13 protein-coding genes are annotated in these 13,742 nt (G+C 63.1%); 12 read left to right on the plus strand and 1 reads right to left on the minus strand.

The features are described from left to right. The 4 genes from ACFPWW_RS19180 to ACFPWW_RS19195 all read left to right on the plus strand — a co-directional run bounded on the left by ACFPWW_RS19180 (window position 1) and on the right by ACFPWW_RS19195 (window position 3,928). The gene (locus ACFPWW_RS19180; RefSeq protein ID WP_112567404.1) at window positions 1–1,296 is read left to right on the plus strand and encodes an ABC transporter substrate-binding protein; all 1,296 of its coding nucleotides are present in this window, start codon (window positions 1–3) and stop codon (window positions 1,294–1,296) included. Between the two features lie 213 nt (window positions 1,297–1,509). Then, a complete protein-coding gene (locus ACFPWW_RS19185; RefSeq protein ID WP_377312960.1) occupies window positions 1,510–2,334 on the plus strand; it encodes a carbohydrate ABC transporter permease in 825 nt (274 codons plus the stop codon). Next, a complete protein-coding gene (locus ACFPWW_RS19190; protein ID WP_377312961.1) occupies window positions 2,324–3,184 on the plus strand; it encodes a carbohydrate ABC transporter permease in 861 nt (286 codons plus the stop codon). The genes ACFPWW_RS19185 and ACFPWW_RS19190 overlap by 11 nt, the downstream gene beginning before the upstream one ends. Then, window positions 3,185–3,928 carry a tyrosine-protein phosphatase gene (locus ACFPWW_RS19195; RefSeq protein ID WP_377312962.1) on the plus strand — a complete coding sequence of 248 codons (744 nt, stop codon included), beginning with the start codon at window positions 3,185–3,187 and terminating at the stop codon, window positions 3,926–3,928. A 70-nt stretch (window positions 3,929–3,998) separates the two neighbouring features. On the opposite strand, the gene ftsZ is transcribed toward ACFPWW_RS19195, so the two are convergent. Next, complete coding sequence (gene ftsZ / locus ACFPWW_RS19200) at window positions 3,999–5,021, minus strand: cell division protein FtsZ (protein WP_377312963.1); 1,023 nt, start codon at window positions 5,019–5,021, stop codon at window positions 3,999–4,001. Window positions 5,022–5,262: 241 nt separating this feature from the next. Here ftsZ and ACFPWW_RS19205 point away from each other — a divergent pair, with 241 nt between their 5' ends. The 8 genes from ACFPWW_RS19205 to ACFPWW_RS19240 all read left to right on the plus strand — a co-directional run bounded on the left by ACFPWW_RS19205 (window position 5,263) and on the right by ACFPWW_RS19240 (window position 13,697). Beyond that, window positions 5,263–6,036, plus strand: a complete 774-nt coding sequence (locus tag ACFPWW_RS19205) for a DeoR/GlpR family DNA-binding transcription regulator (protein ID WP_112567389.1) — start codon at window positions 5,263–5,265, stop codon at window positions 6,034–6,036. A gap of 114 nt (window positions 6,037–6,150) precedes the next feature. Further along, a complete protein-coding gene (glpD, locus tag ACFPWW_RS19210; RefSeq protein ID WP_377312964.1) occupies window positions 6,151–7,680 on the plus strand; it encodes a glycerol-3-phosphate dehydrogenase in 1,530 nt (509 codons plus the stop codon). Window positions 7,681–7,722: 42 nt separating this feature from the next. Next, entirely contained in the window at window positions 7,723–8,802 is a 1,080-nt protein-coding gene (locus ACFPWW_RS19215; protein WP_112753188.1) for an ABC transporter ATP-binding protein, read from the plus strand. Window positions 8,803–8,811: 9 nt separating this feature from the next. Then, window positions 8,812–9,882, plus strand: a complete 1,071-nt coding sequence (locus ACFPWW_RS19220) for an ABC transporter ATP-binding protein (protein WP_377312965.1) — start codon at window positions 8,812–8,814, stop codon at window positions 9,880–9,882. Between the two features lie 3 nt (window positions 9,883–9,885). Then, window positions 9,886–10,752 (plus strand): carbohydrate ABC transporter permease, encoded by an 867-nt coding sequence (locus tag ACFPWW_RS19225; RefSeq protein ID WP_112571330.1) that lies wholly within the window; start codon window positions 9,886–9,888, stop codon window positions 10,750–10,752. A 14-nt stretch (window positions 10,753–10,766) separates the two neighbouring features. Next, a complete protein-coding gene (locus tag ACFPWW_RS19230) occupies window positions 10,767–11,594 on the plus strand; it encodes a carbohydrate ABC transporter permease (RefSeq protein ID WP_112571328.1) in 828 nt (275 codons plus the stop codon). Window positions 11,595–11,606: 12 nt separating this feature from the next. Further along, window positions 11,607–11,888, plus strand: a complete 282-nt coding sequence (locus ACFPWW_RS19235) for a DUF2160 domain-containing protein (protein ID WP_112571326.1) — start codon at window positions 11,607–11,609, stop codon at window positions 11,886–11,888. A 78-nt stretch (window positions 11,889–11,966) separates the two neighbouring features. Further along, window positions 11,967–13,697, plus strand: coding sequence for an ABC transporter substrate-binding protein (locus tag ACFPWW_RS19240; protein ID WP_112753187.1), 1,731 nt, complete (start codon window positions 11,967–11,969; stop codon window positions 13,695–13,697). Window positions 13,698–13,742 lie beyond the last annotated feature (45 nt).

The raw sequence follows: 13,742 nt of genomic DNA on the forward strand, positions 1-13,742 counted from the left end.
ATGTTGCGCAGAACCACGTTGAAGTTCACGGCCGCGCTCGCCGCCGTCTCGCTCTTGCCATCAGGCGTCTTCGCCGGGATGCCGGCAACCGTCGACAAGCCGGTGACGATCAGCTTCTACAACTACAATCTCGCCTCGGCGAGCGCCGGCGCCGAGGCGACCAAGGAACTGATCGCCGGTTTCGAAAAGAAATTCCCGAACGTCAAGGTCGAGACCGTCGCCGTCCCGTCCAACGAGATCATGTCGCGCGTGCAGGCCGATATCGTTGCCGGCAAGCAGCCGGACGTGGCGCAACTGGTCTTCCGCGACCTGATCTACATCGCCAGCGACCTCGGCGCCAATGCGCTGGAAGACATGGTCGATGCCAAGGAGCTGAAGGACCATCTTGCCGGCATGATCCCGCAGGGGCTCGAACTCGGCAAGGTCGACGGCAAGACCTACGGCCTTGCCTACACGTTCTCGACGCCGATCCTGTTTTACAATGCCGATCTCTTCAGGCAGGCCGGCCTCGATCCCGACAAGCCGCCGAGGACCTGGGACGAGGTTGACGCCGCCGGCAAGGCGATCAAGGAAAAGACCGGCAAGAACGGCTTCTTCCCCGGCGCCTACGGCCCGACCGACGGCACTTTCGTCTATCAGTCGATCGTCATGTCGAACGGCGGCAAGGTCCGCGACGGCAACACGCTGACCTTTGCCGACAAGGATGCGGCCGATGCCGTCAGGATGCTGCGCGGCATGGTCGACAGCGGGGCGCATGCCAGGATCGACCCGGCCAGCGCGTCGGACACGTTCGCGGCCGGCAATATGGGCATGTTCCTTTATACGAGCGCGCTGCTTTCCAGCGTCAAGAAGTCGGCCCAGGGCAAGTTCGAGCTGCGCCTGGCGGCGATGCCCGCCTTCGGCGACAAGCCGACGGCGCCGACCAATTCCGGCAGCGCCCTCTTCGTCTTCAGCAAGGACCCCGAAAAGCAGCGCGCCTCCTACGAGCTGCTCAAATACCTGACGAGCAAGGAAGCCTATACGATTATCACCAGCAAGATCGGCTACCTGCCGCTGCGCCTCGATATCGTCGACGACCCGAACTATCTCGGCCCCTGGGTCAAGGAAAACCCGATGTTCCGGGCCAATATCAGGCAGCTCGACCACCTGACCGCCAACATGGCCTTCCCCGGCCCGAACTATCGCCAGGTCGAGAAGATGATGATGGACAGCGTTCGCGAAGCCGTCTTCGGCAGCGGCGATCCGGTCGAAGCGCTGAAGAGCGCGCAACAGCAGGGCCAGGACCTGATGCCGTAAGCCCGCAGCCTTCACGAGGAACCAGGAGGATGAAGGGCGCCAGACCACCGCCCTTCATCGCCAGTCGATCGGAGCTTTCGCCAATGACAGATATCCAGGCGGATATCGCCGGCCCCGCCGAGCTTGCCGGAGCCCGGACGAGCGCGCGCCCGGGGCGCGAACGTTTTGCGCTTTCACCCTGGCTCTACCTGACGCCCGCGCTGCTGCTGCTGAATGGTATGGACCTATATTCCGCTGGCCCAGGCGTTCCGGCTGTCCTTCTACCAGTGGAACATGCTGCCGACGGCGCCGCAGCGCTTCGTCGGCCTGACGAATTACCAGCGATTGCTGGCGCTGCCGGAAATGCGCAATGCCCTCTGGAACACGCTCTATTATACGATCGGCCTGTTTCCGATGTCGGTCGTCATCCCCCTCTTCGTGGCGATCTGGACGCAGGATCTCGGCGGCCGCGCCCGTACGATCTACCGGGCGATGATCTTCGTGCCGATGATCATCGCCCCCGTTGTCGCGGCCGTCCTGTGGCGCTGGCTGCTGAACGAGGACCAGGGGCTCGTCACGCTTTCCCTCCAGGCGCTTGGGCTTGCCCGCATCGGTTTTCTGACCGATCCGCATTACGCCCTGCCGACGCTGACCTGGATCACCGGCTGGAAGCTGATCGGCTTTTCCACCCTGCTTTTTTCCGCCGCCAATGCCGGCATCAACCCGTCCTATATCGAGGCTGCGCGCATCGACGGCGCCAGCCGATGGCGCATCATCCGCGACATTCGCCTGCCGCTGCTGTCGCCGACCATCCTGCTCTTGTCGATGATGACGGTGCTCTTCGGCGCGCAATGGAGCTTCGCCTATATCAACGTGCTCACCAATGGCGGGCCGCTGAAGTCGACGACCAACATCTTCTACCTGCTCTGGGAATACGGTTTTCAGACACTTTCGGCCGGCTGGAGTTCGGCTGCCGGCATGATCGCCTTTGCCGGCTTCGCGCTGCTCGCCGCCTTCTGCATGTGGCTGACGAAGAGGTTTGCCTTCTATGACAACTGAGGCCATCGACGATCGCCGGCAGGGCCGGCCGTCCCCATTACGCGGCTCCGCGCGGGCATTCGGCGTCCACGCCGTCATGATCCTGCTCTCCCTCGTTTCGGTCTTTCCGGTCTACTGGATGATCGTCACGTCGCTGCGGCCCGAAAACGAGATCTTCTCGACGGTGCCCTGGCCGTCCCGTCCGACCTTCGACAACTACCTCTTCGTGCTGACGCGCGTGCCGATGCTCGAGATGCTCGTCAACACGACGATCGTCTCGGCCGCGACCGCCCTGCTGCAGGTGGCGACGGGCATGCTGGCCGCCTATGCGCTGGTGCGCTGGCGCCTGCGGTTTTCAGGGGTCGTTCATGGCCTGATCGCCCTGTCCTGGCTGGTGCCTTTCCAGGTGACGATGATCCCGAACTACGTGCTGGCGTCCAGGCTCGGGCTGCTCGACACGCTGACGGGTCTCGTCGTGCCCAACGCTGCCCATGCCTTCGCGATCCTGCTTCTCTACCACGCCATGCGCGCTTTCCCGACCGAGGTGCTGGAGGCGGCGCGCATGGACGGGGCGCGCAGTTTTCGCATTCTCTGGCAGATCGTTGCGCCCAACATGGGAGCGCCGATCGCCTCGCTCTCCATCATCGCCTTCATTTCCGCCTGGAACGAATATTTCTGGCCGCTGCTTCTTTCGCGCAAGCCCGAGAATTCCGTCGTGCAGATCGGCCTGCAGATGTTCATGACCCAGGAGGGAAACCTTTGGGGGCCGTTGATGGCGGCGGCCGCGCTCGCCAGCCTGCCGATCCTGCTGATCTATCTCGTCCTCCAGCGCCATGTCATCGAATCCTTCATGAAATCCGGAATCCGTTGAATGCAGACCTATGAAAGAGTGATTGCGCTGGACGGCGCCCATAACGTGCGCGACCTCGGCGGCTATGCGACCGGCGCCGGCGGGCTGACGCGCTGGCGCTCCCTCCTGCGCGGCGATGCCCTGCACGGCCTGAGCGCGGCCGATATCGAAGCCCTCGTCGCGCAGGACGTGACGACCGTCATCGACCTGCGCAACGGCCACGAGATCGCCCTCCAGCCCAACCGGCTCGAGGGGGACGCGCGGGTCGTCTACGCCAACATACCGCTATTTGCCGCGCTTGCGCCCATCGACATGGGCGCGGCCGATGCGGCAGGCTTCGATATGGGCGAGCGCTATTGCCAGGCCCTCGACAGCTGTCAGCCGGCCATCGCCGAAGTGCTGGCGACGATTGCCCGCGCGCCTGACGGCATCGCCCTGTTTCATTGCACGGCGGGCAAGGACCGTACCGGCCTCATCGCCGCCCTCATTCTTGCAAATGCCGGGGTCGACGACGCCGTCATCATCGAAGACTACGCGCTGACGGGATCGGTATCCGGTCCGCTGCTCGGCCAATTGCGGGCGCGGGCGCTCACGCGCGGCGCTTCCGCCGCATTTGTGGATACCGTTCTCGCATCCGCGCCGGAAAGCATGGCCCGCGCGCTCCATCATCTCGCCAGCCGCTATGGCGGGGCGGGCTCCTACATGGCGCAGATCGGCATGAGCCGCCGGGACGTGCGGGACCTGGAACGGCGGCTCGCCGGCTGATGTCGGCAGCAGCGGCGGACGGCGCCAGCCCTCCGCTTGCGCGCCGTCCCCGCAGGCAGCGAGGCGATCGTTATTGCAGCGTGCGGTTCTGCAGCTGTCCTGCGGCATAGTCCGGCACGGCGGCCGGCTGGCCGGCGCCGTCGAGGCCGGTCGCCACGACCGAGACGCGGAACTTGCCGTCGAGGCTGCGGTCGAAGATGGCGCCGACGACGATTTCGGCGTCGTCCTGCACTTCGTCGCGGATGCGGCTGGCCGCCTCGTCGACCTCGAAGAGGGTCATGTCGGAGCCGCCCGAGATCGAGATCAGCACGCCCTTGGCGCCCTTCATCGAGATATCGTCGAGCAGCGGATTGGCGATCGCAGCCTCGGCCGCTTTCATGGCGCGGCCTTCACCGCCGGCTTCCCCGGTGCCCATCATCGCCCGGCCCATGCCGCGCATGACGGATTTCACGTCGGCAAAATCGAGGTTGATGAGGCCTTCCTTGACGATGAGATCGGTGATGCAGCCGACACCGGCATAAAGCACCCGATCGGCCGTCATGAACGCATCGGCGAAGGTGGTCTTGGCGTCGGCAATGCGGAAGAGGTTCTGGTTGGGGATGACGATGACGGTATCGGCCGCCTGACGCAGCGCCTCGATGCCGGCTTCGGCCATCTTCATGCGGCGGTTGCCTTCGAAGGTGAAGGGCTTGGTGACGACGCCGACCGTCAGGATGCCGGCCGAACGGGCCGCATGCGCGATCACGGGGGCCGCGCCCGTTCCCGTGCCGCCGCCCATGCCGGCGGTGACGAAGCACATGTGCGAGCCGCTCAGGTGATCCATGATCTCGTCGAGCGATTCTTCCGCCGCAGCACGGCCGACCTCCGGCAGGGAGCCGGCGCCGAGGCCTTCCGTGACATGGGCGCCGAGCTGGATGCGGCGCGTCGCCTTGGAGGTCGCGAGCACCTGGGCGTCGGTATTGGCGGCGATGAAATCGACACCCGCCAGTTTTTCGGCGATCATGTTGTTGATCGCGTTTCCGCCGCCCCCGCCGACGCCAATCACCGTAATCTGCGGCCGCAATCCCGTAATGCCGCTCTTGGCGTCTGTCATCGAACTCTCCTTTTGTCCCTCGTGCGTGTTCCGCCCGTCGCGGACCGCGAATCGCCTATAGGTTAAGCGCGCAACAAGGCAGAGGCTGGGCGAGCTTTGCAATATCCAAAGGGATTTCAGCACGCGATCATGTTCGAAAGAACCGCACGGCGAAATTGCTCCTGCCGATCGCACCAGTGGCGATTGCTTTGCCTCGAAGCGAAGTTTCGCTAAAGATGAAAGCGAAACGAAGGGAGGGCGCATGTTTCTGTCGGATCGTCAGGAGAAGATCATCGCACTTGCGAGATCGTCGGGCCGGGTACTGGTCGACGATCTGGCGGCGCAGTTTGCCGTGACCCCGCAGACGATCCGCAAGGATCTGAACGACCTTTGCGATGCGCAGCTTCTGACGCGCATCCATGGCGGCGCAACCTTCCCGCGCGGCACGGAGAATGTCCGCTACGATGCGCGGCGCCAGATCGCCGCCAGCGAAAAACAGGCGATCGGCGTCGCCGCCGCCGATCTCATTCCCAACAACAGCTCGCTCTTCATCAATATCGGCACGACGACGGAAGCCGTCGGGGAGGCGCTGACCGATCACCACGAACTGATGGTGATTACCAATAATATCAATGTTGCCAACAGGTTGCGATTGATCGACAATATCGAGGTGGTGATTGCCGGCGGTGTGGTGCGCCAGTCGGACGGCGGCATCGTCGGTGAAGCGGCGGTCGATTTCATCCGCCAGTTCAAGGTGGATTATGCCGTGATCGGCGCTTCCGCGATCGATCCGGACGGCGCGCTTCTCGACTACGATTTTCGCGAGGTGAAGGTGGCGCAGGCCATCATCGCCAATGCCCGTCACGTCATCCTGGTTGCGGATTCCACCAAGTTCGAGCGCACCGCGCCCGTGCGCATCGGCCAGATTTCGCAGGTTCACACCTTCATCACCGACCAATGCGAGTCACCCTCCATCCGCAATATCTGTCAGCAGAGCGGTGTCGTGCTTGTCGAAACCGCGAAAACAAACCGCTGATTTTAGCGCTCAATAACATTCGTTTGACATTCGGAAAATTTTCGATTTAATCGTCCTCACTTTCGCAACGGTTTGGGGGAACCGCTGCGCTGTCCTGGCTCAACGAGGGGGAACATGGGCCGTATTCACGATATTTTCGTCATCGGCGGCGGGATCAACGGCTGCGGGATCGCGCGCGATGCGGTTGGGCGCGGTTATGCGGTTGCGCTTGCCGAGATGAACGATTTCGCTTCGGGTACGTCGTCCGGCGCCACCAAGCTGATCCATGGCGGCTTGCGCTACCTCGAATATTACGAGTTCCGCCTGGTGCGCGAATCGCTGATGGAGCGCGAGATCCTCTGGGCCATGGCCCCGCACATCATCTGGCCGCTGCGCTTCGTGCTGCCCTATCACAAGGGCGGCATCCGCCCGGCCTGGATGATCCGGCTTGGCCTGTTCCTCTACGACCATCTCGGCGGCCGCAAGCTTCTGCCGCCGACGGCCGTGCTCGACATGCGCAGCGATGCGGCCGCCAGGCCGCTGAAGGCGCTGTTCACCAAGGCCTTCGAATATTCCGACGGCTGGGTCGACGATGCCCGCATGGTGGTGCTGAACGCCCGCGACGCCGCCGACAAGGGGGCGCTGGTCATGCCGCGCACCAAGGTCGTCTCGGCCAGGCAGGAGAAGGATGGCGAGGGCAAGAACGTCTGGACGATCGAGACGGTCAACACGCTGACCGGCAAGAGCGAAAGCCATCAGGCCCGCATGCTGGTCAATGCCGCCGGTCCCTGGGTCGATCACGTCATCCGCTCTGCCTTCGGCCATAACGAGGCCCGCCATGTGCGCCTCGTCCAGGGCAGCCACATCGTCGTGAAGAAGAAGTTCGAGGACCCGCGCGCCTATTTCTTCCAGAACCCCGACAACCGCATCATCTTCGCCATCCCCTACGAGAATGATTTCACCCTGATCGGCACCACCGACCGCGACTACACCGCCGATCCGAAGGACGTGGCGATCTCTGAGGAAGAGACGGCCTATCTGTGCAATGCGGCCTCGGAATATTTCCAGGAGCCGGTCAGGCCCGAGGACATCGTCTGGACCTATTCGGCGGTGCGTCCGCTGTTTGACGACGGCGCCTCGAAGGCGCAGGAGGCGACGCGCGACTATGTGCTGAAGGTGGAGGGCAAGGCGGGCGAGGCGCCGTTGCTCAACGTCTTCGGCGGCAAGCTCACCACCTACCGGCGGCTGTCGGAACATGCGCTGGAGAAGATCGGCGAGGCGATCGGTGCCAGGGGCGGGCCGTGGACGGCGGGCAGCCATCTGCCGGGCGGCGACTTTCCGGTGCAGGGCTACGAGGCGGAAGTGACGAAACTCAAGGGCCGCTATCCGTTCCTGGCCGATGCCCATGCGCGCCGGCTCGTCCGCCGCTACGGCACGAAGGCCGCCACGCTGCTCGGCGATGCCCGCAAGACGGACGATCTCGGCCGGCTGTTCGGCTCCGACCTCTACGAGGCCGAGGTGCGCTATCTCATCGACAACGAATGGGCCGTCTGCGCTGACGACGTGCTCTGGCGCAGGACCAAGGCCGGCCTGCACATGACGAAACAACAGATGCATATTTTGGAGGAGTACATCGCCGCTCTGCCCGCGACGCTCGCAGGCTAGGCCGGCATGTGGTCCCCGTCTTGAGGAGGCACGGGAACCGGAATGCTCGAATTGCGCAATGCCGCAAAGATGGTCGGCGGTGAATATCATATTCACCCGACGAACCTGACATTTGAACGGGGATCGCTGAACGTCCTGCTCGGACCGACGCTCTCCGGCAAGACATCGTTGATGCGGCTGATGGCCGGCCTCGACCGGCCGACCAGCGGTTCCGTCTATTTCGACGGCGCCGACGTGACCGGCATGCCGGTGCAGAAGCGCAATGTCGCGATGGTCTACCAGCAGTTCATCAACTATCCGGCACTCAGCGTCTATGAAAACATCGCCTCGCCGATGCGCATTGCCGGGCGTGATGCGAAGACGATCGATTTCGAAGTGCGCAAGGCGGCCGAGCTTCTGAAGCTGACGCCCTATCTCGACCGCACGCCGCTCAACCTTTCCGGCGGCCAGCAGCAGCGCACCGCCCTTGCCCGCGCGCTCGTCAAGAATGCCAGCCTTGTGCTGCTCGACGAGCCGCTGGCGAACCTCGACTACAAGCTGCGCGAGGAACTGCGCGAGGAACTGCCGCGCATCTTCGCCCAGTCGGGCGCGATCTTCGTCTATGCGACGACGGAACCCTCCGAAGCCCTGCTGCTTGGCGGCAATACGGCAACGCTCAGCGAAGGCCGCGTCACCCAGTTCGGCAAGACGATTTCGGTCTATCGCCGCCCGGTCGATCTCGTCACCGCCAAGACCTTTGCCGACCCGCCGCTGAATTTCATCGAGGTGGAAAAGAACGGCGCCATCTTCCGGCATGGGGCCGGTGCCGAGATCATCGTGCCGCCGCATCTGGCTGCCACGCCTGACGGGGCCGTCACGATCGCCTTCCATCCGCATCATCTGTCGCTCGAGGCCCAGACGCCGGCCTCGCCGCGGCTTCAGGCCCGCACGCAGATTTCCGAAATCACCGGCTCGGAAAGCTTCGTGCATGTCGATTTCAACGGCGTGCGCTGGGTGATGCTGGCGCATGGCATTCACGACATCGATCCCGATACCGAGATCGCCGTCTTCCTCGACACCCGCCATCTGATGGCCTTCGGGCCGGACGGGCGGGCAATCGCAACCGGCAGCCAGGCGGCATAGGAGGTTTCAATGGCACGCATCACGCTCGACCATATCCGCCACGCCTACGGCCCCAATCCGAAATCCGACAAGGATTATGCGCTGAAGGAAGTCGACCACGAATGGACCGACGGCGGCGCCTATGCGCTGCTTGGGCCTTCCGGCTGCGGCAAGACCACGCTGCTGAACATCATTTCCGGCCTGCTGCAGCCCTCGCACGGGCGCATCCTCTTCGACGGCCGCGACGTGACCGATCTTTCGACGCAGGCGCGCAACATCGCCCAGGTGTTCCAGTTCCCGGTCATCTACGACACGATGACCGTTTACGACAATCTGGCATTCCCGCTGCGCAACCGGGGCGTGGCCGAACCCGAAGTCGACCGGCGCGTGCGCGAAATCCTCGAGATGATCGACCTGACCGACTGGGCCAGACGCAAGGCGCAGGGCCTGACGGCGGACCAGAAGCAGAAGATTTCGCTCGGCCGCGGCCTCGTGCGCAACGATGTCAACGCCATCCTGTTCGACGAGCCGCTGACCGTCATCGATCCGCATATGAAATGGGTGCTGCGCTCGCAGCTGAAGCGCCTGCACAAGCAGTTCGGTTTCACCATGGTCTATGTCACGCACGACCAGACGGAAGCGCTGACCTTCGCCGAAAAGGTCGTCGTCATGTATGAGGGCGAAATCGTCCAGATCGGCACGCCGGCCGAGCTCTTCGAGCGGCCGAGCCACACGTTCGTCGGCTATTTCATCGGTTCGCCCGGCATGAACGTCATGCCGGCCAGGGTCGCCGGCTCCAGCGTCAGCGTCGGCGAGGAAACGATCAATCTCGATTATGCGCCCGACACGGCGCGGGCGGCCAGGGTCGAACTCGGCATCCGCCCCGAATTCATCCGGCTCGGCCGCGACGGCATGCCGGTCTCGATCTCCAAGGTGGAGGATATCGGCCGCCAGAAGATCGTGCGCGCCCGTTTCGCCGGCCAGCCGCTGGCGATCGTCGTGCCGGAAGACGCCGAGATCCCCGAGGATGCGAGGGTCCGTTTCGACCCCGCGGCGATCAGCATCTACGCCGATTCCTGGCGTGTCGGCAGGGAGGCTTGAATTATGGAAAAGACCTGGAACAACAAGGCCTGGTTTCTGGTTCTGCCGGTCCTGCTGCTCGTCGCCTTCTCGGCGGTGATCCCGCTGATGACGGTGGTGAATTATTCGGTGCAGGATACGTTCGGCAATAACGAGTTCTTCTGGGCCGGCACCGACTGGTTCGACGATATCCTGCATTCCGACCGTTTCTGGGAGGCCCTGCAGCGCAACCTGCTCTTCTCGTTCATCATCCTGGCGCTCCAAATTCCGCTCGGCATCTTCATCGCGCTCAACATGCCGAAGAAGGGTATCGGCGTTCCGGTCTGCCTCGTGCTGATGGCGCTGCCGCTGCTGATCCCGTGGAATGTCGTCGGCACGATCTGGCAGGTCTTCGGCCGCGTCGATATCGGCCTGCTCGGCCACACGCTGGAAGCGATCGGCCTCGATTATAACTACGTGCGCGATCCGCTCGATGCCTGGATCACCATCATCGTCATGGATGTCTGGCACTGGACGAGCCTCGTCGTGCTGCTCTGCTATGCCGGCCTCGTCTCGATCCCGGACGCCTATTACCAGGCGGCCAAGATCGACGGCGCCTCGCGCTGGTCCGTCTTCCGCTACATCCAGCTGCCGAAGATGAAGCGCGTGCTTTTGATCGCCGTGCTGCTGCGCTTCATGGACAGTTTCATGATCTATACCGAGCCCTTCGTCGTCACCGGCGGCGGACCGGGCAATTCGACCACCTTCCTGTCGATCGACCTCGTCAAGATGGCCGTCGGCCAGTTCGACCTCGGGCCTGCGGCGGCCATGTCGATCGTCTACTTCCTGATCATCCTGCTTCTGTCATGGATCTTCTACACGGTCATGACCAGCAGCGACGCGAACGCTTGAGAAAGGAGAGAGCCATGGTTTCGACGATGAAACACAAGCCCGCCGGAAACCTCTCCTGGGTGGTCACGACGATCTACATCGTCTTCCTGCTTCTGCCGATCTACTGGCTGGTCAACATGAGCTTCAAGGAGAATGCCGAGATTACCGGCGCCTTCTCGCTCTGGCCGCAGAACCCGACGATCAGGAACTATGCGGTCATCTTCACCGATCCGTCCTGGTACAGCGGCTATATCAATTCGATCATCTACGTGGCGATGAACACGGTCATATCCGTGCTCGCCGCACTGCCCGCCGCTTACGCCTTCTCGCGCTACCGCTTCCTTGGCGACAAGCACCTGTTCTTCTGGCTGCTGACCAACCGCATGGCGCCGCCGGCGGTCTTCGCGCTGCCCTTCTTCCAGCTCTATTCCGCTTTCGGGCTGATCGACACGCATATCGCGGTGGCGCTGGCGCACTGCCTCTTCAACGTGCCGCTCGCCGTCTGGATCCTGGAAGGCTTCATGTCCGGCGTGCCGAAGGAGATCGACGAAACAGCCTATATCGACGGCTATTCCTTCCCGCGCTTCTTCGTGAAGATCTTCATGCCGCTGATTGCAAGCGGCGTCGGTGTCGCCGCCTTCTTCTGCTTCATGTTCTCGTGGGTGGAGCTGCTCTTGGCCCGCACGCTGACGACGACGGCGGCAAAGCCGATCTCGGCGATCATGACGCGCACGGTCTCGGCGGCCGGCATGGACTGGGGCGTGCTGGCGGCGGCCGGCGTGCTTACCATCATCCCCGGCGCGCTCGTCATCTATTTCGTCCGCAACTACATCGCCAAGGGCTTTGCCCTGGGCCGCGTCTGAGGAGCACCGGACATGAACTTTTCCTGGATGGCCTGGACGCTGCCGACGGCGCTCTTCTTCCTGACGATCCTGGCGCTGCTGATTGCCATGAGCGTCTGGGAATTCCTTTCGCCGGGGGGCTCGCCGCGCGTTGGTCTGCTTCGTTTCGAAACCACGCGCGGCGACAGGCTCTTCATCTCGCTGCTGGGGGCAGCGTTCATTCATCTCGCATGGCTGGGTCTTGTCGGACCGAGCCTTTGGTGGGCTCTTGGCCTCTCCGTGGTCTACGCCATCGGCGTGTTCCGCTACGTGTGATGCCAGGGTGATATGGAGGCCGGGGGTACTGGCCGCCTGAGACGTGAAGACTGCAATCGCTAAACCTGGGAGGATATTATGCGACGGCATCTACTGACGACGACAGCAGGCATTTTGCTGGCCATGGCGGGCTCCGCCTATGCCGGCATGGACGAGGCGAAGGCCTTCCTCGACAAGGAGATCGGCGACGTCTCGACACTGACGCGCGCCGACCAGGAAAAGGAAATGCAGTGGTTCATCGACGCTGCCAAGCCTTTCGCCGGCATGGATATCAAGGTCGTTTCCGAAACGATCACCACGCACGAATATGAATCGAAGGTGCTGGCGCCCGCCTTTACGGCGATCACCGGCATCAAGATCACCCACGACCTGATCGGCGAGGGTGACGTCGTTGAAAAGCTGCAGACGCAGATGCAGTCGGGCGAAAACATCTATGACGCCTATATCAACGACTCGGACCTGATCGGCACCCATTGGCGCTACCAGCAGGCCCGCTCGCTGACCGATTTCATGGCAAACGAAGGCAAGGACGTCACCAATCCGGGCCTCGATATCGACGACTTCATCGGCAAGTCGTTCACGACCGCGCCTGACGGCAAGCTCTACCAGCTGCCCGACCAGCAATTCGCGAACCTCTACTGGTTCCGCTACGACTGGTTCAACGACGAGAAGAACAAGGCGGACTTCAAGGCGAAGTACGGCTACGATCTCGGCGTGCCGGTCAACTGGTCGGCCTATGAGGATATTGCCGAGTTCTTCACCGGCCGCGAGATCGACGGCAAGAAGGTCTACGGCCATATGGACTACGGCAAGAAGGACCCGTCGCTCGGCTGGCGCTTCACCGATGCGTGGCTGTCCATGGCCGGCAACGGCGACAGGGGCATCCCGAACGGCAAGCCGGTTGACGAATGGGGCATCAAGGTCGATGAAAACTCGCGGCCCGTCGGCTCCTGCGTCGCACGCGGCGGCGATACCAACGGCCCGGCAGCCGTCTATTCCATCCAGAAATATCTGGACTGGATGAAGGCCTATGCACCGGCCGCCGCCCAGGGCATGACCTTCTCCGAATCCGGCCCGGTCCCGTCTCAGGGTGAAGTCGCCCAGCAGATGTTCACCTACACCGCCTTCACGGCCGACTTCGTGAAGGATGGCCTGCCGGTCGTCAATGCCGACGGCACGCCGAAATGGCGTTTTGCACCGAGCCCGCACGGCGTCTACTGGAAGGACGGCATGAAGCTCGGTTACCAGGACGCCGGCTCCTGGACGCTGATGAAGTCCACCCCCGACGACCGCGCCAAGGCGGCCTGGCTCTATGCCCAGTTCGTCACGTCCAAGACCGTCGACGTGAAGAAGAGCCATGTGGGCCTGACCTTCATCCGCCAGTCCACGCTGGACCACAAATCCTTCACCGACCGCGCGCCGAAGCTTGGCGGCCTGATCGAGTTCTACCGTTCGCCGGCCCGCCTGCAGTGGTCGCCGACCGGTACGAACGTTCCTGACTATCCGAAGCTCGCACAGCTGTGGTGGCAGGCGATCGGTGACGCCTCCTCGGGCGCAAAGACGGCGCAGGAAGCGATGGACTCGCTTTGCTCGGAGCAGGAAAAAGTGCTGCAGCGCCTCGAACGCGCCAAGGTGCAGGGCGATATCGGCCCGAAACTCGCCGAGGAGCACGATCTTGAATATTGGAACAAGGACGCCGTCGCCAAGGGCAACCTTGCTCCGCAGCTGAAGATCGAAAACGAGAAGGAAAAGCCCATCACCGTCAACTATGACGAGCTCGTCAAGAGCTGGGCCGAAGCCAAGAAATAGGCTGATCGACCGGGCCGCAGGCCCGAAAGCCTTCAGGCCTTCCCG

Source organism: Rhizobium sp. GCM10022189 (assembly GCF_042656325.1).
GTDB lineage: Bacteria > Pseudomonadota > Alphaproteobacteria > Rhizobiales > Rhizobiaceae > Rhizobium.

Excerpts from the sequence above, each read along its gene's own strand:
- ACFPWW_RS19180 (WP_112567404.1), top strand. The coding sequence starts at position 1 with ATGTTGCGCAGAACCACGTTGAAGTTCACGGCCGCGCTCGCCGCCGTC.
- ACFPWW_RS19185 (WP_377312960.1), top strand. The coding sequence starts at position 1,510 with ATGGTATGGACCTATATTCCGCTGGCCCAGGCGTTCCGGCTGTCCTTC.
- ACFPWW_RS19190 (WP_377312961.1), top strand. The coding sequence starts at position 2,324 with ATGACAACTGAGGCCATCGACGATCGCCGGCAGGGCCGGCCGTCCCCA.
- ACFPWW_RS19195 (WP_377312962.1), top strand. The coding sequence starts at position 3,185 with ATGCAGACCTATGAAAGAGTGATTGCGCTGGACGGCGCCCATAACGTG.
- ftsZ (WP_377312963.1), bottom strand. The coding sequence starts at position 5,021 with ATGACAGACGCCAAGAGCGGCATTACGGGATTGCGGCCGCAGATTACG.
- ACFPWW_RS19205 (WP_112567389.1), top strand. The coding sequence starts at position 5,263 with ATGTTTCTGTCGGATCGTCAGGAGAAGATCATCGCACTTGCGAGATCG.
- glpD (WP_377312964.1), top strand. The coding sequence starts at position 6,151 with ATGGGCCGTATTCACGATATTTTCGTCATCGGCGGCGGGATCAACGGC.
- ACFPWW_RS19215 (WP_112753188.1), top strand. The coding sequence starts at position 7,723 with ATGCTCGAATTGCGCAATGCCGCAAAGATGGTCGGCGGTGAATATCAT.
- ACFPWW_RS19220 (WP_377312965.1), top strand. The coding sequence starts at position 8,812 with ATGGCACGCATCACGCTCGACCATATCCGCCACGCCTACGGCCCCAAT.
- ACFPWW_RS19225 (WP_112571330.1), top strand. The coding sequence starts at position 9,886 with ATGGAAAAGACCTGGAACAACAAGGCCTGGTTTCTGGTTCTGCCGGTC.
- ACFPWW_RS19230 (WP_112571328.1), top strand. The coding sequence starts at position 10,767 with ATGGTTTCGACGATGAAACACAAGCCCGCCGGAAACCTCTCCTGGGTG.
- ACFPWW_RS19235 (WP_112571326.1), top strand. The coding sequence starts at position 11,607 with ATGAACTTTTCCTGGATGGCCTGGACGCTGCCGACGGCGCTCTTCTTC.
- ACFPWW_RS19240 (WP_112753187.1), top strand. The coding sequence starts at position 11,967 with ATGCGACGGCATCTACTGACGACGACAGCAGGCATTTTGCTGGCCATG.